The following is a 19,969-nucleotide window of genomic DNA, read 5'->3' as shown; positions in this document are numbered from 1 at the left end:
GCAGGGTAGCGGGGGGACAATGAATCCGAGGTGATGATCATGAGCCAAGAGGCCAAGCCAATCGTTAAGTGTAGCGTAGCCAATTGCCATTATTGGGGAGAAAACAACTTGTGCAAGGCAGATTTGATCATGATTGAAGTTGATGGTCATGCCGGTAAGAAATTTAAAGAAGAATATGCGGGAGAAAGCTTCAGTTCAGAAGAACGTGATAAGGCTGCCACGTCAGCCGCAACCTGTTGCCACACTTTTAAGCCGAAGTCCGTGTAAATTTTATTTCGCGATTCATTTCGCATTTGGAGGTGCAGTTTATTATGGAAGATCATGAAAATGACAAGCATCAGAATAAAGAGCATGTTAACCGCGAACGTGTAGATTACCCCCGTCACATTCATGAACGATCTGCCAAGCGCCGTAATGATCGTGAAGAATATGCAGCAGAGGTTGCTCCCGGCTCAGCTGTGACTCGACATGAGGTCAAGGGTGAAGAGCAGGTTATAAACAATAGTGGTCGTATTTCTGGCTATATTGGTCTGGCTGCGGGAATTGCCTCATTGTTTATGTGGTCCATTGTACTGGGACCTATTGCTGCAGTTTTAGGTTTTTTTGCTTATGTGAATGGCAGCAAAACGACCGGCATTTGGTCGATTGGTCTTGGGGCGCTGGCGACATTGAGTTATTTTGCTTTTATCCCGTTCGTTCGTTGACCCTACTGGAGGAACAAGCTCAGTTTTCTTTTGTATATCCGAGAAAATTCATCTTAGTGATATAATTACATTAAAGCTGATCTATAAAGCTCCGCTGTCTTTTCGACAGAAACGGAGCTTTTTTTCATTAAAAGGTATGGAAGTACATAGTAAAAAGTTGTATCATAGCAGTAATGACAAGCTATTTGGGATATAACAACTATAGAAAGTTGGGAACACCACATGCAAATTGATCCGCGCGTGTCCAAGTCCATGTTAGACATGCAGCTGTTAAATAATATGAGTGCTACAACCCAGACGGGTACAACGGACGCTTTTTCCGGATTACTGGAACAAGTAGGTCAGTTGGAAACAGATGGTGCTGTGACACGAGAAAATTCAAGTGATGTTACCAGAGACGAAAACGGTTTGCTATGGCTTCAATTGGGACCTTCGAGGGGGACGGCTTCGTCATTGTACCCAGCCCCTTCCAGCACAGCAACAGACGGACCCACAACACCTACAGCATATGATGATTTAATTAACGAGGCTAGCCAGAAATACGGCGTTCCAGTAGCGTTGATTAAAGCGGTTATTGATACGGAATCTTCGTTTAATCCGTCGGTCACTTCTTCGGCCGGAGCCAAAGGGCTTATGCAGCTTATGGATGCTACGGCTCAAGGCCTGGGAGTCAGCGACCCATATGATCCTGTTCAAAATATTGATGCCGGTGTTCGTTATTTGTCCTACCAGATTAAACGGTTTAACGGACAAGAAAATATGGCGCTGGCTGCATATAATGCAGGTCCTGGACGGGTGCAGCGGCTTGGTGTAAGTAGTGATGAACAGTTAATGGCTGTACTGGACAAGCTTCCGCTGGAAACACAAAGATATATTACCAAAATTCAAAATGCACGTGAAAAATATACGATCTAAGCCCTATAGCTTACAACGAAAAAAGTGCATAATTTCAATTAGATTAGGTCCGCAGACAGGATCAATATGGGGAAAGGGTGTCGCTCAATGTAGTAGCGGCCTTTCCCTGTTTTGGTCTTTTTTTGTTGCAGTAGTTATAGGGCGGAAAAGGGGAGTGCAATGAAATATTTTGATTATGCCGCGACAACTCCGCCTTTTGAAGAGGTGATTACAACAGTTGCCGAGGTCATGAAACGCCACTATGGGAATCCATCTTCGATGCATCGGTATGGAGAGGACGCGGATAAGTTGCTTAAGCGTTCGCGTGAAGTATGTGCTGCGGCTTTGGGAGTGTATCCATCAGAGATTGTCTTCACATCTGGGGCAACGGAAAGCAACAATCTTGCTATTAAGGGAGCAGCTTTGCAGTATCAGACCAGAGGTAAGCATATTGTTACTGTATCGACAGAGCACCCGTCTGTGTACGAAGCTTGCAGACAACTGACAAATCTGGGCTTTGAGGTTACATTTTTACCTGTCGATGCGGCAGGGCATGTGAGCGCCGAACAGGTTTGTGCCGCTGTCCGTAAAGATACGATTTTAGTCAGTATTATGCATGTCAATAATGAGACGGGGAGAGTGCAACCGTTGCATGATATCGGAGCCGCGCTGAAGAGACAGTTCCCCCGTGTTCTATTTCATATTGACGGTGTACAGGGGTTTGGAAAGCTGCCGGTTGATATCCAGGGCTGGCAGGCTGATCTGTACAGCCTCTCTGCGCATAAACTACGTGGACCTAAAGGTGCTGGACTACTATTCGTTCGGGAAGGTGTAGAGCTTTTCCCACTGCATAGTGGCGGCTCTCAGGAGCAGGGTTTTCGTGCAGGTACGGAAAATGTACCGCTGCTAGTCGGTATGTCTAAGGCGGTACGGTTGGCGGGCGAACGGCAAGTAGAGACAGCACGCCGTATGACCGAGTGGAGAGAACGGGTGGTCTCAGAAGTGAAGACAATCCGTCAACTGCGGCTGAACAGCGGGGAAGAAGCGCCGCATATTGTCCACTTTTCGTATCCGGGCATGAAAGCAGAGGTAATGCTGCATACGCTGGAGCAATTGGGTGTGGTAGTATCCACCAAATCGGCTTGCTCTTCGAAATTGGCTGAACCCAGCCGAGTGCTGCTGGCGATGGGCCGCAATGAGGCGGAAGCGTCTGGCGGCATTCGTATCAGCTTCGGTGATGAACATACGGAACAGGATATCGACGAGCTTATACTTGCACTGCGACAGGCTGTAGCCAAGCTGGAATCCCTTGAAAGGTGGAAACGTTAAAATGCATTATGATATGCTGTTACTTCGCTTCGGCGAATTTACATTAAAAGGGAAAAATAGGACTCGTTTTGAAAAGGCAGTACTGAATCACGTGAAGCTGCTACTCAAACCGTTTCCTGGTGCTTCATTGCGGAAGGAATTTGGACGGATTTATGTGGTTCTCGGAGGAGAGCCTTATGAACAGATCATTCAAGTGTTACAAAAAGTGTTTGGCATCACGACAATAAGTCCTGTCAAAATGGCTCCTGTTGAGCTTGGTGCTATAATTGAGGCTGCTGTAGCTTTGATTCGTGAGCTGAATGTGGCCGAGGGAACGACTTTCAAGGTAAATGCCCGCAGAGTGTGGAAGGAGTTTGCTCATTCCTCACAAGAGATGAACCATTTAATTGGTTCTCCTATTTTGCGAGAGTTTCAAGCGTTGAGGGTCGATGTGCATCAACCAGATATTGAGTTACGTGTGGAGGTTAGAGAGCAGGCGGCCTATATATTCAGCGATGTTATTATGGCTGTAGGGGGCTTTCCGTTAGGAACGAACGGTAAAGCTATGCTGCTGCTGTCTGGTGGAATCGACAGCCCGGTAGCAGGTTGGTCTTCCATGCGTAGAGGATTGGAAATTGAATGTGTACATTTTTATAGCTATCCGTTTACAAGTGAGCGTGCGAAAGAAAAGGTCATTGAATTGGCAAGGGTATTAGCGGGCTATGCGGGGCGGATTAAAATTCACCTTGTACCGTTTACAGAGGTGCAGACAGCTTTTACGCGCACTGGACAGGACAATCTGATTATTACGCTAATGAGACGGTCTATGCTGCGAATTGCAACGATGCTGGCTGAGCGTGAAGGAGCACTGGCACTCGTAACGGGCGATAGTCTGGGTCAAGTCGCTAGTCAAACGTTATCTAGCATGAATGTGATTGGCCGTTCGACGGAATTACCACTACTGCGACCTCTCGTAATGATGGATAAGCAGGAGATCACAGAAATCGCTAAGCAAATTGGCACCTACGATCTATCCATACTTCCTTATGAGGATTGCTGTACATTGTTTGTTCCCAAATCCCCAACGACCAATCCGAATTTGTGGGTTGTTCAAAAGATTGAAGCCTCTATTCGGGATTTAAATGTCTTGATTGAACAGGCTGTGGCTACAACGGAGACGCTTGTTCTGGAGGCAGGCGGAGCTATAGAGGGGCGTAAAGAGGAAGTTATACAGGAAGATTGGTTTTAAACAAAAAGGCAGACCCACTGGTATTATGGGGTCTGCCTTTTTTGATTTTAGTTATAACAGTTTTTGAATCATTTTAAACGGCTTTTTCTCGACTGGATACAGCTCTGCGATTTTGAAGATATCCTGTAAGCAAAATACCAGCCATAACTGTGACAATAAACAAGATACGCAGCGCAGGGTGCTCAGTAAAATAAGGTTCCAGCTTGCGTTCTTCGGTAATCATATTAGAGGCCGTATAACCAAGCACAGCCGATCCCAAATAGATAATCCAGGGGAATTTATTGATTAACTTGATAAAAAGAGTGCTACCCCATACAACGATCGGTACGCTGATTAACAGGCCGAGCACTACAAGTAGCAAATGCTGCTGGGCCGCGCCAGCAACAGCAATCACATTGTCCAAACCCATAGCCGCATCGGCAACAATAATCGTGCGGATAGCACCCCATAACGTTGTTCCCGCTTTGACTTCGGTATGGTCTTCCTGATCTACGAGCAACTTATACGCGATCCAGACTAACATGACACCCCCGATGAGTAACAACCACGGTACTTGAAGCAGCCAGAGTACCACAATGGTGGCTGCTATGCGTATGAGCAGGGCGCCACCGGTACCGTACAGTATCGCTTTTTTTTGCGTTGCAGGAGGCAGCTTTCTGGCGGCAAGTCCAATTACAATCGCATTATCCCCTGCGAGCAGAAGATCAATAAATATCACATTAAGCAGTAGCCAAAAAAACTGAAGTCCGGACATATCAATCGTTCTCATCTCCCTGATTAAACATCCTAAAATCATTGTATGCTGTTTATTTTAATACCCGTTTTTCGGAAATACGATTCATTATATTGCTGTTCGTTATTGATTTCAAGGTCTTTACTCAACAAATTTGGCATCAATTTTTAATAAATGATGACTTATTTGACAAGGCTTATAAGCATAGCCTCGTCCTATTTCGCATACAAGTAGGATGGGGGTGTTTGTACACATGGAGCATATCATTTTGCTGTTGAAAATATTAATGATCAATTTGGTGTTAAGCGGTGATAATGCGGTTGTTATAGCCATGGCGAGCAAAAACTTGCCTGCAAGGCAGCGGAGTCAAGCTATATGGTGGGGGGCAGTCGGTGCAGTCCTCCTGCGCTGTGTTTTGACTTTTGTAGCTGTCATTTTGCTGGGCATACCCTTTATTCAGGCGGCAGGCGGCCTACTTCTGTTATGGATTGCGTTTAAGCTGCTTTATGAGAATGAGGATCATGTGGGAGTAAGAGCAGAAACAACCATATGGAAGGCTATACAGGTGATTCTGGTAGCGGACTTTGTGATGAGTCTAGATAACGTATTAGCTATTGCAGCCCTAGCAGATGGGGATATCGCCATTATTGTCATTGGTATTGCGATTAGCATTCCGATTGTCGTCTGGGGCAGCAACGTGATTGCGATCTGGCTTCACCGGTTCCCTGTACTTGTTTTGCTCGGATCTGCAATCCTGGCTTTCACGGCAGGAGAAATGCTACTGCGTGATCCCCGATTGGGTGTATGGTTAGCAAGTACGGGAGAGCTTATACATGCATGGTTACCGGGACTCTTGGCCGCAGCAGTTGTCATTGCAGGAATATATCGTCAGTTACGAGCTCACCATATTTGAACGTAGTTTTTTTGGAAAACATCGGCTAAAATAGACATAGGGTTTTTGCGAATGTCGGGGAGTTTACTCGGTTTTTGTAAAGGCTCTATATTCACAAAAATGTACTTAAAAACAATCACATTAAGAGACCTAAAAACAAATTCAGCAAACAAAGGAGACCACGATGAATTCCGGAAAAGAGCGTATGATCGGAGTGGGCATTGTTGCCGTAGGACTGATTATTTTGTTGGGGAAACTGGGGGCGTTCTCCTTTTTGGGACGAAACTTTTGGCCCTTGCTGATTTTAATACCTGGAATCGTACTGCATGCAATGTACATGAAGCGTAAACTATCACCCTTTATGTTGCTGCCGGCAGGGATTTTGTCGGTTTATGGCTTCTTATTTTTGCTCTGCAATATTTGGGGCTGGCATTTAATGGCCTATTTATGGCCTTTGTTACTTCTAGGTGTGGCGATCGGATTATGGGAGTACGCCGTTAATGATATTTCGCTTTCTCGTAATGTTTATACAGGGGGCGTGATATTGGGCTTGATATCCGTGTTTTTATTGGTCATTACCCTGCTAAGAACGGGCATCATATATGTTATTGCAGTTTTACTGATCGGAGCTGGAATCTGGTTGGTCCTAAACAACCGTAGCAAACGCAAAAGGTAAAACGACAAGCGGTGAGATTTTATGGCGGTAAATTACGGAACAGGCAATAATGTCTTGCTTTATGACATATTTCAACTATAATATAATGGATATGATAAGAGCGTCGGAATGATTTCTGACGCTTATTTTAAGGTTTTCACGCGAATCGGAGAGAGAAGCTGTCTGTACAAAGCCTGAAACATATAGAAGGCTGGCAGGGAGTGGGCCTAAAGAACGATTGTTAGCCTTGAATCAGCACTGCTTCAGGATAGAGACACTATTTTGATATACGGAAAGGATATGGATACAAACCATGCATGCAAGAGAAAACATTCGCAATATTGCGATTATTGCCCACGTCGACCACGGAAAAACGACGCTTGTCGACAAGCTGCTTCAACAGTCTGGAACATTTAGAGAACACGAGGCTGTTCAGGAGCGCGCCATGGACTCCAACGATCTGGAGCGTGAACGCGGTATTACGATTTTGGCTAAAAATACAGCAATCACTTACAAAGATTACCTGATTAACATTGTAGATACACCGGGACACGCCGACTTTGGTGGCGAAGTGGAACGGATTATGAAAATGGTTGACGGTGTTTTGCTCGTCGTTGATGCTTACGAAGGTTGCATGCCGCAAACGAAATTCGTACTGCGTAAAGCGCTGGAACAAAATCTGACGCCTATCGTTGTAGTGAACAAAATTGACCGTCCGGCAGCTCGTCCGGCAGAAGTCATTGACGAAGTATTGGATCTGTTCATCGAGCTGGGTGCGAATGATGAGCAATTGGAATTCCCTGTTGTGTACGCTTCGGCGCTGAACGGAACGTCTAGTATGGATGCTGAAAAGCAAGATGACAACATGCAAGCATTGTACGAAACAGTTGTAGAGCACATTCCTGCTCCGACTGAGAAAGTAGATGAGCCTCTTCAATTCCTCGTAACACTGATGGACTATAACGAATACCTTGGCCGAATTGCAGTAGGTCGTGTAAACCGCGGTATCATCAAGCAGGGGCAAGCAGTCACAGTTATGCAGCGTGATGGTAGCAGTAAATCAGCGCGTATTGAGAAGCTGTTCGGCTTCCAAGGTCTGAAACGTATTGAAACTGACCAAGCGGGCGCTGGTGACATTGTGGCGATTGCGGGAATTAAAGATATCAACATCGGTGAAACCATTGCCGATCCAAATCATCCTGAAGCATTGCCTGTACTGAAGATTGATGAGCCAACGCTGCAAATGACCTTCCTGGTTAACAACAGCCCATTCGCAGGTCGCGATGGTAAGTGGGTAACATCCCGTAAATTGCGTGAGCGTCTTCTGAAAGAACTCGAAACTGATGTCAGCTTACGTGTTGATGAAACAGATAGCCCGGACGCCTTTATTGTATCCGGACGTGGTGAGCTACATCTGGGTATCCTGATTGAAAACATGCGTCGTGAAGGTTACGAACTGCAAGTGTCCAAACCGGAAGTTATCGTCAAGGAAATTGACGGTAAGAAAATGGAGCCAATCGAACGTCTCCTCATTGATATTCCGGAAGAAAGCATGGGCGCGGTTATGGAAAGTTTGGGCTCCCGTAAAGCCGAAATGGTTAACATGATTAATAACGGCACCGGACAGGTTCGCTTGGAATTCCTGATCCCTGCACGTGGTCTGATCGGTTACACTACAAACTTCCTGACTTTGACTCGTGGTTATGGCGTAATGAACCATGCGTTTGACAGCTATGGACCATTTGTTGGCGGTCAAGTAGGTGGACGTCATCAGGGTGTACTCGTGTCAACAGAAAACGGCAGCTCTACATTTTATGGTATGCTGGGCGTAGAAGATCGCGGTATTTTGTTCTTGGAGCCAGGTACTGAAATCTATGAAGGCATGATCGTTGGAGAGCACACACGTGATAACGACATCGTCGTTAACATTTGTAAAGAAAAACAACTGACAAACGTTCGTTCAGCAACAAAAGACGATACAGTTAAACTGAAAACACCTGTTATCTTCTCTTTGGAGCAGGCGCTCGAATACCTGAATGATGATGAGTATTGCGAAATTACACCTAATGCCATCCGTTTGCGTAAAAAGATCTTGAACAAAGGTGAACGCGAGCGTGCGGAGAAACAACGTAAAACAGCACAAGCAAATATGTAATTGATTGGATTTGGTCTTTGGCCACAGCGGCGACGCCCGGGAACGGGATGCGCCGCTGTGTGTGTTTTAGGATTGTAAACTTGGAGAAAGCGATATTTCTCAAAACGCAGGAAAAGGTGTTGAAGCATGAGTAATCTTTCGAACGGATTGCCTCCCCGGACACAAAGCGGGAAAAAATCCGCCAAACCGAAAAAAACGAAAAAGAAAAAAAGCTTTTTCAGATCGTTTATGAAGTTTGTCTTGTTTCTGCTCATTATAGGTATTCTGGCAGCAGGTGGTTATACCTATTATCTCTACAATCAGGTAGAGGAAGTTTTGGATACGGGGATCAACAAAGAAGTACCCAAAACACAATTGGCAGAGGCTAAGCCTTTGACTATCTTATTGCTGGGAACCGATTACCGCCCTGATCATCCGACTTATTTGTCAGACGTTATTATGGTAGCTACATTGAACCCTAATACCAAATCGTCTACCATCGTGTCCTTACCGCGCGATACGCGTCTAGAAATGGATGGATATAAACCACGCAAGTTAAATGAGTATTATCCGGTGTTTAAGGCTAGAGAGAAAGAATCTGGCGAAGTTGCTGAAGAACAAATGAAGAAGATGATCGGCAAATATTTAAACATTGATATCGATTATGTGACGGTTATTAACTTCCAGGGCTTTAGAGATGTAGTAGATAATTTGGGTGGCGTAGATGTGACGGTTGATAAAAACATGTGTTATCGTGACCGTGCAGATGGTACCGATATTAATCTGACAGCTGGAGCCAAGCATTTGAACGGTGATCAGGCTCTTGATTTTGTTCGCTACCGCAAATCGAATTGTCGTCCGAGAACAGCTGAATCTGACGATTTTGATCGCAATCGTCGACAAAATCAGGTACTTCATTCTCTAATTGACCAAATGCAATCCTTTAACGCTTTGACCAAGTTTAGTGCAATTATTAAATCGGTTGATAAGAATATGATGACAGATATCGAGTCACAGCAAATGAAAAATATCGTACAAACCTATTGGAATATTTCCAAGCAAAATGTGAAATACAATCCGGTAGCGGGAACGTGGCGTAGCCCGTATGTGTACATTGATGAGCAACAACTCGATTTGGCCAAACAAGCGCTACAAGAGGAATTAGCTAAAAAAGCAAGTGACAATACCGCAGCTTCTTCCAATTCCTGAGGTATGTATCTTTCTTCCCGCTTATGTTATACTCGCAGCGAGTAAAGCTCTTATATAACATAAGGGGGTTGAGATATGTCTAAAGTTATAGTGAACCAAGTCTAGGTCCAGTGAGCAATCACTGGGCCTTTTGTGTCTAATTCTAAAAATGGACAGGCTCAGAGGCTATCTTCACTTACAACTTTTCGTTGTTTTATGCTGCTTTGGGTTTCTTTTTTCAGGGAATCAGCAAGTATTAGGTACCCGGTGAATAGGTATAGGTATGAAACACGAGATTGTCCACGCCGCTTTGGAGGGGATTTAATGAAGAAAATTTTTGTGCTGGATACGAATGTGCTGCTGCATGATCCGAAAGCCATTTTTACCTTCAAAGAACATGAAGTTGTCATTCCAGCTGTAGTTCTGGAAGAAATCGACTCCAAAAAACGCAACGCGGATGAGATTGGACGGAATGCCCGCAATGTATCGCGATTGTTGGACGGGTTAAGAGAAGTGGGTCATCTGCATAGTGGCGTTCCACTTCCCCAAGGTGGAAGGCTTAAGGTTGAGTTAAACCACCGAAGCTTTTTGAAAGTTCAGGAGATGTTCGGGGAGGTTTCGAACGATAACCGGATTTTGGCGGTCGCCTTGAATTATCATCTGGAAGAGCAGGAGCAGCCTGAACCGCGTTCGGTCGTTTTGGTCAGTAAAGACGTGCTGGTCAGGATCAAGGCAGATGTATTGGGGCTGCTGACCGAAGACTACCTATCCGATAGAACAGGCGATCTAAGTGAGCTATATCCCGGATACTCGGCAATACAGGTGCACCCGTCCATCATAGATGAATTTTACTCTAACCGTTTTTTACCAATCAAGCCACTGGAACTACCTTATACGCTGTATCCACATGAATTTGTCATTCTGAAAGATGAAATGGGAACTGGAAAATCAGCTTTGCTGAAAGTAAATCAGGAGGCAGAGCGATTAGAGCCGCTGTACTTAAGTAACGAATCGGTGTGGGGAATCAGCGCGCGTAATGCTCAACAGCGGATGGCATTGGAGCTTTTGCTTAATGACGATATCCCCCTTGTGACCATTACAGGAAAAGCGGGTACGGGCAAAACGTTGCTGGCGCTGGCGGCAGGTTTGCTTAAGGTAGAGGATGAACATCGCTTCAAGAAACTGCTGATTGCTCGGCCTGTTGTTCCTATGGGCAAGGATATTGGTTATTTACCAGGAGAAAAGGAAGAAAAACTCCGTCCGTGGATGCAACCAATCTACGACAATCTAGAGTATCTGTTTGATGCCAAAAAATCAGGTGATATCGACAAAATTTTGATGGGCTTGGGCAGTATTCAGGTGGAGGCACTTACTTATATTCGAGGACGTTCGATACCTGGGCAATTTATTATAGTCGATGAGGCGCAAAATTTATCCCGACATGAGATTAAAACAATTGTGTCCCGCGTGGGTGAGGGAAGCAAGATCATTTTGATGGGAGATCCGGAGCAGATTGATCACCCTTATCTGGATGCAGCCAGTAACGGTCTAACCTATGTGGTGGAGCGGTTTAAGCAAGAAGGGATTAGCGGGCATATTATGTTGGAAAAAGGAGAACGCTCCAAGCTCGCACAGTTGGCAGCCGATCTGCTATAAAGTCCTTATCATTATTACAAATAATAAGACCTCGGGAATATCCCGAGGTCTCTTGTTTTATACACGTAAAAATGAAAGTGAGCAAAAGCTTACTTAAAGTTTAATTCGAGCTTAACTTCAAGCATTCCTGCTAAAGTGCGTACTTCTGTGGCTTTGACATAGGAAATAAGCTGCTGTGGGTAGAAGCCCAGATCAAAATCCTTTTCCAGCTTGTTGCGGGTCGTATCAGGCAGTTCCAGACCATTAAATACCAATCGATCTACATGAAATAAAATTGCATTTTTCGGTTCATTCTCTACCGTGTAGTGACCTTCTACTCTTAATTTCATCGTTCCCTGCTGACCTTCTACTACAATTTGATCCTGCGCAAATGTAAAGTTGAAGTGATTAAACAATTCATTTTCTGACTTTAAAAAACGGTTAAAATCCTCTTCACGAATACTTATCGTAATCACTTTTCCATTTGTAACCATGGCACCTTGTTGTTGTTGAATGAATTGCGGTAAATCCTGCATAGCTTGAGCTAATGCTTTAAAGTGTTTATTTACCTCGTAGACACCTACATTCTCCCAATAAGCTGTCATTTCACCAATTAGCTTGCGTAGGGTATCCGGGTTATTACTGGCGTTAACGCCGTCATTTACACGCGACTGAAGCAGGACAATGCGCTTACGTTGTGCCAGTAAGTTTGTTTTGACTGTCTCCAATTCCATTGAGGCTTGGGTCACTTGTTGTTCAGTTTTTCGCATAGATTGATAATTAGATTCGTATTCTTGAAGTACATCCTGATCGTGACTAATCAATAACAAGTAGTAATCGTACAGAGAGAGAAGTTGCCTTATACTTTTCGCCCCTAGCACCACACTCAACAGCTTGTCCCTTTCCCCCATATAATAAGATCGCAACACAGAGCCTGCACGCTTCCGTTGTATGGTCATTTGCTCTTGCTGAACGGTGAGATTACTTCGCAGTTCCTGCTGACGCTGCAAGAGGGTCTGCTGCTCCTGACTGATTCGCTCAATTTCATGGTCTATCTCTACAATCGACAGGCTATCTTGTAAAATCTGACTTTCCTCATGGGAGGGAGCGGCTAGAGTAGGACGTACATATATGAAAGTTAGCAACATAATGGTGGTCAGCAGGGTGCTGATTGTGATTTTTATTCGTTTGTTCATTTGGTTTCCCCTTTTATGTATTCCCGAAAAAAACTAATGGTAATGTATATGATCCTTTCTGTTTCTTTAACCATTCATTTTATTGTACAGCAGTCTGAGCATGCTTGAAACCCGAAACTGTTTACGTTCACGTATGAGTTCTTGCAGAAATGGAAATACAATTTAGTATCAAATAGATTCTATGAACTCTACGAGAGGCATAGGAATGAATAAACAGCTTTTATACCCTATTCAAATACCGGCAGGATCGGTTCATGAAGACGGTTATTTCAGGATGTTGTTAGGAGGGCTAGAGGCATGACTGCAATAAGACAAGATGCATGGAGTGTGGAAGATGACTTGATATTAGCGGAGGTGACATTGCGGCATATCCGTGAAGGTGGAACGCAGCTCGCTGCGTTTGAGGAGGTTGGACAAAAAATAGGAAGAACCTCTGCAGCATGCGGCTTTCGTTGGAACAGTTGCGTACGCAAACGTTACGATGAAGCGATTGGCATTGCCAAAGCACAGCGCCAGAAGCGCAGTTATATCCGCAAACAGAACCCGGTGGGTGTATCACAGGTTGCGGCTTTTGCCTCGCTTGATACAGTCGAAGGTGGCTACAGAACGGATGGTGCGAGTGAGGATACGTTATCTATTGATGCAGTAATTCGCTTCTTGCGCCAATGGAAGGGATCCGTCCAGGAAACGAATCGGCAGATTAAGATGCTGGAGAAAGATTTACGGGAAAAGGAAGAAGAATTGAATCAGCTTCGCTCCATTAATGACCGGTTGTCCAAAGAAGTAAATGATGTGCAAACCGACTATCGTGTTGTGAATGATGATTATAAAGCTCTGATTCAGATTATGGACCGGGCTCGGCGCTTGGCTCTAATCACTGAAGATGAGGAAGAGCTTAAATCCAGATTCAAAATGGACGCCAATGGGAATCTGGAGCGCATTGAGTAACAAGATTACATCTGCAATTCTGAAATAAAACGTCAACTAGCGCTTTGCTGTAGTTGGCGTTTTTTGTATTTCTTTAGAGTGCGTATGATATAGTAGAAAAAAAGATGGAAGCGAGACGATACAAAAGTGATTGATATTATTGGAGCGGGTTCGCTGGGATTGTTGTTTGCCGGGAGGTTGTCTGCCTCGGGTACAAAAGTAAGGCTGTGGACGCGTACATTTGAACAGGCGCGCGTCATTGTTCGTGAAGGGATTACTGTGTTTGATAAGGAGGGACAGGCGGCAGTACATGTGTCTGGGGATAAATTGAAGGTAGCGCCATTGGCAGATTGGCAACGGTTAAATTCACAGGCTCCGGCACGATGGATAATGCTTATGACCAAACAGGGGGCGATTGAGGAAGTATTAGAACAGATCCAGCCTGCAGCTCAAATGGATAGAGATACAGGAATTGTTTGCTTACAGAATGGAATCGGCCATATAGAACGCATTAGAAAGGCTTGGCCTAAAGCGGTGATATACCCTGCTGTGACGACTGAAGGAGCCAAGAGGCAGGGGGTAGCATCTATTGTACATGCAGGATCGGGTGTTACTGAAATAGGATGTTCGGAGGAAGAGGAGGAGTCGAAGAACAATAATTTTAATCAATGTGTGCTAAATCGGCTGCTTGCAGCAGGATTTGACGTTTGCTTGTCGAAAGAAATCGAGAACGGTATGTATCGCAAGTTGTTGATCAATGCTGTGATCAATCCGCTGACAGCGGTATGGCGAGTTCGTAATGGCGAGCTGCTTTCGGACCCTATTCGAATACATATGATGCGCAGGCTGTACGATGAAGGCATTCAAGTATATGAGGCTCATGGTATCCACTGGGAAAACGCATGGTGGGAGCAAATTATGAATGTATGCCGGGCGACGGCAGAAAATCACTCGTCCATGCTAGCTGATGTCCTTGCACAGTCCATGACAGAGGTTGCTTCCATTAACGGACAACTGGTGCAGATGGCAGATCTGGCTGGAGTTACTGCACCAACTCATGAGGTATTGTGGCAATTAATTGAAGGCATGCGGCTAAAAGAGGGGTGATCAGTTGAGTCTTATACAAGGTACTATTATCACTTTCAGTATTCTTCCCTTTTTTCCGTTTTTGATCGTGTTTGCGGTTTGTCGCTACATTCTCAAAATGGAAAAAAAGAAATCGTTACTTACTTCTATGGATATTACCACGTTATTTCTGATATTTTCCGTCGCAGCACTCTTTAACGTCATTTTTACATCTCGATTCGGTTTTTATTTGATTCTACTGCTCCTATTACTGGCATTGGGTTTAATTGGAGGAGCTCAAAATCGAATAAAAGGGAAGGTTGATGGTAAAAGATTATGTAGAGCGGTCTGGAGATTAACCTTTATAGCGATGACATTGGCGTATATTTTGTTGACTGTTGTTGGTATATTTAAGAATATATTCAACGCCATGTGATATAAGGTGACATCAAAAGGTGAAAAAATATGAATTAATCATGTTTTTTTGAAAAAAAAGCTCAATTTGAAGAAATGTAATGTAGATTTTTTTGACCGCTGGTTGTATAATCTATAAACATATACCACTTTAGAACTAGGGGGAAAACGCTAGATGAAAAGGAAAAGCTTTTTAGTCCTTTTGACACTCATTCTTGCAGTTGGCGCACTGCTCGCAGGTTGCGGCGGCAAGAACGATACCAATGGTAAGGGCGCACAAGAAAACACCTCGACTACGCCGGCTGCGGCCGACAAGCAAATTTTGCGCATTAACCTTGCATCCGAGCCGCCAACGTTCGATCCGGCACAAGCTCAGGATAGTCAAACTAACACGGTTCTGAAAACTTTGTATGAAGGTCTCGTACGCATGGGTCCTGACGGCAAAGAAATCCCTGGCGTAGCTGAATCTTGGAAAATTTCCGATGACGGCAAAACCTATACGTTCAAGCTTCGTGATACTGCAAAATGGAGTAATGGCGACCCAGTCAAAGCAAGCGACTTCGTTTTTGCTTGGCAACGGGTATTGGATCCTTCCACGGCTCCTGCACCTCCATATGCTTACCAATTGTACTATATCAAAAATGCTGAGGGTTACAACCTGAGCACTTCGAAATCTTTTAAAGGCACTAAAGTTACAGACTTTAAAGATGTAGGTGTTAAAGCGGTTGACGATCATACATTGCAAGTAGAGCTGGAGCACCCAACTCCTTACTTCTTGGGATTGACTTCTTTCTACACTTTCTATCCTGTAAATCCTTCTGTTAAAGGTAATGACAAGTGGGCTGTTAAGAAAGATAGCATGATTACTAACGGACCTTACACATTAACGACTTGGGACAGTGGTCAAAAGATCGAAGTAACCAAAAGTGAAAACTATTGGGGTAAAGATGAAATCAAACTGAACAAAATTACGATGTCCCTTGTAAACAGCGGTGCAACAGAGCTGGCTTCTTACAGAAGTGGACAACTTGATTACGCCGGTATGCCAAACGGTGAAATTCCTACCGACCAAATTCCGGCTGTGAAAAAAGAACTGCCTAACGAATTTAAGGCAAAAGGGATCGCAAGTACGTACTACTATCTGTTTAATGTAACTGAAAAACCATTTAATAATGTTAAAGTCCGTAAAGCGTTTGCGATGGCTATTGAACGCCAACCAATCGTTGAAAGAGTAACATTGGGCGGTCAAATTCCTGCATACGGCTTTGTACCTCCAGGTATTAAAGGAGTATCACAAGAATTCCGTACTGAGCACAAAGATGATTACTTCAAAGAAGACTTCACAGAAGCGAAAAAATTGCTTCAAGAAGGTATGAAGGAAGAAGGCGTAACTACACTTCCTCCGGTAACATTGCTGTATAACTCCAGTGAGAGTCACCAAAAGATTGCTTTGGCAGTTGCTGATATGTGGAAGAAAAACCTTGGTGTGGACATCAAAACCCAAAACCAAGAGTGGGGCGTATTTATCCAAACACGTAACAAGCTGAATTTCCAAATCGCTCGTGGTGGATGGTCTGCTGACTATAATGATCCAATGACATTCCTGGATATGTGGACAACAGGCAACGGCAACAACAATGCAGGTTATGCTAACCCAGCATATGATGCTTTGATTCAAGCAGCTAAGACAGAAACTGATCCAGCAAAACGCATGGAAGATTTTGCGAAAGCGGAGAAAATTCTGGTTCAAGACGATATGGTAATGCTTCCAATCTACTACTACTCAAATGTTTCTTTAACGAAACCGAATGTAAAAGACATTGGGCTTGACTTTAGTGGAGCAGTTGATTTCACAAGAGCGTATATTACACAGTAACTAAAGCTCGATTCTGAAGTTTGATAGTTACTTCGGGATATATATGTGGATAGAACCATATATATCCCGTTTTTTTTGTGTGTCATGGTCTTTTCCATCATCATGTAACCATGCAAATAAGTAGATTGGACAGTCCAATTCTATTTCGATAAAATCGAATGGTGTCGAAAAAAATTTATGGGGGGTGTAAACGGGCAATGACGCGTTATTTGATCAGTAAATTTTTCTATATGCTGCTATCTTTGTTCATTCTGATCTCTGCGACGTTTTTTCTCATGAAAGCAATTCCGGGTAACCCCTTCATGAGTGAAAAAGCGACTTCTCCTGAGATTCAAGCCCGGTTAATGGAGCAATATGGGCTGGATAAGCCTGTATATGTCCAATATTTTAAATACTTAGGTGATATTGCTTCAGGTGATTTTGGTATTTCTATGAAAAAGCTGAATCAAAGTGTAACTGACATTATCGGACAAACTTTTACGGTTTCCCTCAAACTAGGTTTTGTTGCCATAATCGTGTCGATAATTGTCGGTCTCTTGCTAGGTATGCTGGCAGCTTTGTATCATCGTAGGCTAATAGATAACGTTGCAATGGTGTTAGCTATCATGGGAATTGCGGTTCCCAGCTTCGTTCTAGCATCGTTGATTCAATTTTTCTTCGCTCAACAGTTAGGTTGGTTTAATGTTATGGGCTTTGACGGTCCGATGGATTACGTTCTGCCTGTTGCAGCTCTATCTGCTTCCCCGATTGCGTTTATCGCTCGACTAACGCGTTCCAGCATGCTGGAAGTGCTTCATGCGGATTACATTAAGACTGCCAAGGCTAAAGGCTTGAAATCCATTACGATTATGTTCAAACACGTTGTACGTAATGCTATTCTGCCGGTTGTTACCTATGTGGGACCCATGACGGCCAATATTATTACGGGTTCAGTTGTTATTGAACGTATCTTCGGGATTGGTGGTATTGGTAAGGTATTCGTAGATAGTATTACAACCCGCGATTATACCATGATTATGGGAGTTACTATTTTTTACGGTATATTGCTGATGGTGGCGCGTTTTATTACAGATATTGCATATGGATTTATTGATCCGCGGATTAAGCTTACTGGCGGGAAGGAGGGATAACTTTATGTCTGTTAAAGATAATGCTGTGAACTTGGATAAGCTTCAGGTGAAACCGGAAGATTTCCAGAAGGTCGGGGCGGATGAAAAGCAGTCTGAAGTTATTCAGCGCGAAAGCTTGTCCGCTTGGCGAGATGCTTGGGAGCGACTTCGTAAAAATAAACTGGCAATGACGAGCTTGAGTGTTTTGGTTCTCATTGTGCTTGCTTCAATTGTTGGGCCGATGCTGTCCCCATACGATGACCGCACCAATGATTTGTTGAGCACCAATCTTCCTCCTTCGGCGGAACATTGGTTCGGAACAGATGATCTGGGACGTGATATGTTTGTACGTACTTGGATGGGCGCTCGGATTTCCTTGATTATTGGTTTGGCTGCTGCAATGATTGACTTGATGATTGGTGTAATTTATGGTGGTATTATGGGTTACTTTGGTGGCCGCGTTGATGAAATCATGAATAAATTTTCTGAAATCTTGTACTCCATTCCTTACCTGCTTGTTACGATCCTGTTGCTGGTTGTACTGGAGCCAAGTATCACTACAATTATTATTGCGCTCTGTGTAACGGGGTGGATTAATATGTCGTGGATTGTACGTGGTGAGATGTTACAACTTAAAAACCGAGAATTCGTACTCGCTTCCCGTTCAATGGGTGCAGGTGCAGGTCGTTTGCTGTTCCGTCACTTGTTGCCTAATGCGGTAGGACCGATCATTGTCACTTTGACTCTGACAGTTCCGAGTGCTATTTTCTCTGAGGCATTCCTGAGCTTCCTTGGATTAGGGGTACAGGCTCCTCAGGCGTCGCTGGGTTCAATGATTGAATCAGCTCTGACCGGGTGGATGTATTACCCGTGGCGGATGCTTTTCCCGGCAGGTTTGATCAGTTTGATTATGCTTGCGTTCAACCTTTTTGGCGACGGCTTGCGTGATGCGCTTGATCCGAAGTTGAAGAAATAGGAGGTGAGATCATGGTGAGTAGCAACAATTTAATTGAGGTTGAAGGTCTTAAAAAGTATTTTAATGTTGGCAAAAACCGTGTGCTCAAAGCGGTGGACAACCTGAATTTCTATATTCGCGAGGGTGAAACGCTCGGTATGGTGGGCGAATCCGGCTGTGGTAAATCTACAGCGGGTCGTACGATTTTGCGCTTGTATGAACCTACAGCAGGTAGCGTACGTTTTAACGGTACGGATATTTACAAATTATCACCGGGTAAAATGAAAGCAATGCGCCGTGATATGCAGATGATCTTTCAAGATCCGTATGCATCATTGAACCCGCGTTTTACCGTTTCCGATATTATTGGTGAGGCACTGGATATTCACAATATGGCGGGTAGCCGTGCAGAACGTAAGAAACGGATTGAAGAGTTACTTGATCTGGTTGGCTTGAACCCTGACCATGCAACACGCTATCCGCATGAGTTTTCTGGTGGTCAACGTCAACGGATCGGTATTGCACGCGCACTAGCGGTTAATCCTAAATTCATCATTTGTGATGAGCCGATTTCAGCTCTTGACGTATCTATCCAGGCTCAGGTTGTCAACCTGCTAAAAGAGCTTCAAGAGCGTTTGGGTCTGACATACCTGTTTATAGCGCATGATCTGTCGATGGTCAAGCACATCAGTGATCGGGTAGCTGTAATGTATATGGGTAGAATGGTTGAGCTTGCAGAAAGCGCTGAGTTGTATGCAAATCCGATCCATCCTTATACGAAAATGCTTTTGTCGGCGATCCCACTTCCTGATCCAGAAGTAGAAGCCAACAAAAAACGGATTATTATGCCAGGCGACCAAGCAGGCCCGATTCATGATGCATCTGGCAATAAGACAGGGGCTTATAACCTGGAAAATGCCACGCTCATCGAAGTGTCTAAAGGACATTTTGTAGCTGAGCCTTACGCCTGATCTTGTTTTATGCACCAACCGCCGAGTTATTCGGCGGTTTTTTTTGTAGGAAGCTTTGACGTGG

Annotated in this window: 19 protein-coding genes; 17 read left to right on the top strand and 2 right to left on the bottom strand. The window is 44.2% G+C overall.

From position 1 onward, the window contains the following. Window positions 1-39 precede the first annotated feature (39 nt). The 5 genes from AC5ELV_RS08125 to thiI all read left to right on the top strand — a co-directional run bounded on the left by AC5ELV_RS08125 (window position 40) and on the right by thiI (window position 4,155). Entirely contained in the window at window positions 40-267 is a 228-nt protein-coding gene (locus AC5ELV_RS08125; protein ID WP_013311120.1) for a DUF1540 domain-containing protein, read from the top strand. Between the two features lie 44 nt (window positions 268-311). Beyond that, complete coding sequence (locus AC5ELV_RS08120; RefSeq protein ID WP_493429794.1) at window positions 312-704, top strand: hypothetical protein; 393 nt, start codon at window positions 312-314, stop codon at window positions 702-704. A 222-nt stretch (window positions 705-926) separates the two neighbouring features. Further along, window positions 927-1,619, top strand: coding sequence for a lytic transglycosylase domain-containing protein (locus tag AC5ELV_RS08115; protein WP_493429793.1), 693 nt, complete (start codon window positions 927-929; stop codon window positions 1,617-1,619). Window positions 1,620-1,778: 159 nt separating this feature from the next. Then, window positions 1,779-2,927: a cysteine desulfurase family protein gene (locus tag AC5ELV_RS08110; RefSeq protein WP_493429792.1), complete on the top strand. Its 1,149-nt coding sequence runs from the start codon at window positions 1,779-1,781 to the stop codon at window positions 2,925-2,927. Window position 2,928: 1 nt separating this feature from the next. After that, window positions 2,929-4,155: a tRNA uracil 4-sulfurtransferase ThiI gene (thiI, locus tag AC5ELV_RS08105; RefSeq protein WP_493429791.1), complete on the top strand. Its 1,227-nt coding sequence runs from the start codon at window positions 2,929-2,931 to the stop codon at window positions 4,153-4,155. Between the two features lie 73 nt (window positions 4,156-4,228). Here the strand turns inward: thiI and AC5ELV_RS08100 are convergent, their stop codons facing one another. Continuing rightward, window positions 4,229-4,924, bottom strand: a complete 696-nt coding sequence (locus AC5ELV_RS08100; protein ID WP_493429790.1) for a TerC family protein — start codon at window positions 4,922-4,924, stop codon at window positions 4,229-4,231. Window positions 4,925-5,141: 217 nt separating this feature from the next. On the opposite strand from AC5ELV_RS08100, the gene AC5ELV_RS08095 reads away from it, so the two are divergent. The 5 genes from AC5ELV_RS08095 (at window position 5,142) to AC5ELV_RS08075 (ending at window position 11,413) form a co-directional block, all read left to right on the top strand. Then, entirely contained in the window at window positions 5,142-5,801 is a 660-nt protein-coding gene (locus tag AC5ELV_RS08095; protein WP_493429789.1) for a TerC family protein, read from the top strand. Window positions 5,802-5,964: 163 nt separating this feature from the next. After that, complete coding sequence (locus tag AC5ELV_RS08090; protein ID WP_493429788.1) at window positions 5,965-6,456, top strand: hypothetical protein; 492 nt, start codon at window positions 5,965-5,967, stop codon at window positions 6,454-6,456. A 292-nt stretch (window positions 6,457-6,748) separates the two neighbouring features. Continuing rightward, window positions 6,749-8,590 carry a translational GTPase TypA gene (typA, locus tag AC5ELV_RS08085; RefSeq protein ID WP_061828529.1) on the top strand — a complete coding sequence of 614 codons (1,842 nt, stop codon included), beginning with the start codon at window positions 6,749-6,751 and terminating at the stop codon, window positions 8,588-8,590. A 126-nt stretch (window positions 8,591-8,716) separates the two neighbouring features. Further along, entirely contained in the window at window positions 8,717-9,778 is a 1,062-nt protein-coding gene (locus AC5ELV_RS08080; protein WP_220025595.1) for an LCP family protein, read from the top strand. A 303-nt stretch (window positions 9,779-10,081) separates the two neighbouring features. Further along, window positions 10,082-11,413 carry a PhoH family protein gene (locus AC5ELV_RS08075; protein WP_322153759.1) on the top strand — a complete coding sequence of 444 codons (1,332 nt, stop codon included), beginning with the start codon at window positions 10,082-10,084 and terminating at the stop codon, window positions 11,411-11,413. Between the two features lie 89 nt (window positions 11,414-11,502). Here AC5ELV_RS08075 and AC5ELV_RS08070 read toward each other — a convergent pair whose 3' ends face one another. Then, window positions 11,503-12,588 (bottom strand): hypothetical protein, encoded by a 1,086-nt coding sequence (locus tag AC5ELV_RS08070; RefSeq protein ID WP_493429787.1) that lies wholly within the window; start codon window positions 12,586-12,588, stop codon window positions 11,503-11,505. Window positions 12,589-12,885: 297 nt separating this feature from the next. Between AC5ELV_RS08070 and AC5ELV_RS08065 the strand changes: the two genes are divergently transcribed. The 7 genes from AC5ELV_RS08065 (at window position 12,886) to AC5ELV_RS08035 (ending at window position 19,905) form a co-directional block, all read left to right on the top strand. Next, window positions 12,886-13,536 carry an RsfA family transcriptional regulator gene (locus tag AC5ELV_RS08065; RefSeq protein WP_493429786.1) on the top strand — a complete coding sequence of 217 codons (651 nt, stop codon included), beginning with the start codon at window positions 12,886-12,888 and terminating at the stop codon, window positions 13,534-13,536. A 126-nt stretch (window positions 13,537-13,662) separates the two neighbouring features. Beyond that, window positions 13,663-14,622, top strand: a complete 960-nt coding sequence (locus tag AC5ELV_RS08060) for a ketopantoate reductase family protein (RefSeq protein ID WP_493429785.1) — start codon at window positions 13,663-13,665, stop codon at window positions 14,620-14,622. A gap of 4 nt (window positions 14,623-14,626) precedes the next feature. Next, window positions 14,627-15,016: a DUF3397 domain-containing protein gene (locus AC5ELV_RS08055; RefSeq protein ID WP_493429784.1), complete on the top strand. Its 390-nt coding sequence runs from the start codon at window positions 14,627-14,629 to the stop codon at window positions 15,014-15,016. Between the two features lie 153 nt (window positions 15,017-15,169). Further along, entirely contained in the window at window positions 15,170-16,870 is a 1,701-nt protein-coding gene (locus AC5ELV_RS08050; RefSeq protein WP_493429783.1) for a peptide ABC transporter substrate-binding protein, read from the top strand. A 197-nt stretch (window positions 16,871-17,067) separates the two neighbouring features. After that, entirely contained in the window at window positions 17,068-18,000 is a 933-nt protein-coding gene (locus AC5ELV_RS08045) for an ABC transporter permease (protein WP_023989458.1), read from the top strand. A gap of 4 nt (window positions 18,001-18,004) precedes the next feature. Continuing rightward, window positions 18,005-18,955 carry an ABC transporter permease gene (locus tag AC5ELV_RS08040; protein WP_013311103.1) on the top strand — a complete coding sequence of 317 codons (951 nt, stop codon included), beginning with the start codon at window positions 18,005-18,007 and terminating at the stop codon, window positions 18,953-18,955. 11 nt (window positions 18,956-18,966) lie between these two features. Next, the gene (locus AC5ELV_RS08035; RefSeq protein ID WP_444952858.1) at window positions 18,967-19,905 is read left to right on the top strand and encodes an ABC transporter ATP-binding protein; all 939 of its coding nucleotides are present in this window, start codon (window positions 18,967-18,969) and stop codon (window positions 19,903-19,905) included. Window positions 19,906-19,969: the final 64 nt, after the last annotated feature.

It is taken from the genome of Paenibacillus sp. NMA1017, assembly GCF_058895805.1.
The sequence above is the reverse complement of the archived record's forward strand: the minus strand, read 5'-3'. Positions and strand labels throughout refer to the sequence as shown.

Coding starts and splice junctions, on each gene's coding strand:
- AC5ELV_RS08070 (WP_493429787.1), bottom strand. CDS start 12,588: ATGAACAAACGAATAAAAATCACAATCAGCACCCTGCTGACCACCATT.
- AC5ELV_RS08040 (WP_013311103.1), top strand. CDS start 18,005: ATGTCTGTTAAAGATAATGCTGTGAACTTGGATAAGCTTCAGGTGAAA.
- AC5ELV_RS08035 (WP_444952858.1), top strand. CDS start 18,967: ATGGTGAGTAGCAACAATTTAATTGAGGTTGAAGGTCTTAAAAAGTAT.
- AC5ELV_RS08100 (WP_493429790.1), bottom strand. CDS start 4,924: ATGAGAACGATTGATATGTCCGGACTTCAGTTTTTTTGGCTACTGCTT.
- AC5ELV_RS08045 (WP_023989458.1), top strand. CDS start 17,068: ATGACGCGTTATTTGATCAGTAAATTTTTCTATATGCTGCTATCTTTG.
- AC5ELV_RS08110 (WP_493429792.1), top strand. CDS start 1,779: ATGAAATATTTTGATTATGCCGCGACAACTCCGCCTTTTGAAGAGGTG.
- AC5ELV_RS08095 (WP_493429789.1), top strand. CDS start 5,142: ATGGAGCATATCATTTTGCTGTTGAAAATATTAATGATCAATTTGGTG.
- AC5ELV_RS08065 (WP_493429786.1), top strand. CDS start 12,886: ATGACTGCAATAAGACAAGATGCATGGAGTGTGGAAGATGACTTGATA.
- AC5ELV_RS08115 (WP_493429793.1), top strand. CDS start 927: ATGCAAATTGATCCGCGCGTGTCCAAGTCCATGTTAGACATGCAGCTG.
- AC5ELV_RS08090 (WP_493429788.1), top strand. CDS start 5,965: ATGAATTCCGGAAAAGAGCGTATGATCGGAGTGGGCATTGTTGCCGTA.
- AC5ELV_RS08125 (WP_013311120.1), top strand. CDS start 40: ATGAGCCAAGAGGCCAAGCCAATCGTTAAGTGTAGCGTAGCCAATTGC.
- AC5ELV_RS08120 (WP_493429794.1), top strand. CDS start 312: ATGGAAGATCATGAAAATGACAAGCATCAGAATAAAGAGCATGTTAAC.
- AC5ELV_RS08080 (WP_220025595.1), top strand. CDS start 8,717: ATGAGTAATCTTTCGAACGGATTGCCTCCCCGGACACAAAGCGGGAAA.
- thiI (WP_493429791.1), top strand. CDS start 2,929: ATGCATTATGATATGCTGTTACTTCGCTTCGGCGAATTTACATTAAAA.
- AC5ELV_RS08075 (WP_322153759.1), top strand. CDS start 10,082: ATGAAGAAAATTTTTGTGCTGGATACGAATGTGCTGCTGCATGATCCG.
- typA (WP_061828529.1), top strand. CDS start 6,749: ATGCATGCAAGAGAAAACATTCGCAATATTGCGATTATTGCCCACGTC.
- AC5ELV_RS08050 (WP_493429783.1), top strand. CDS start 15,170: ATGAAAAGGAAAAGCTTTTTAGTCCTTTTGACACTCATTCTTGCAGTT.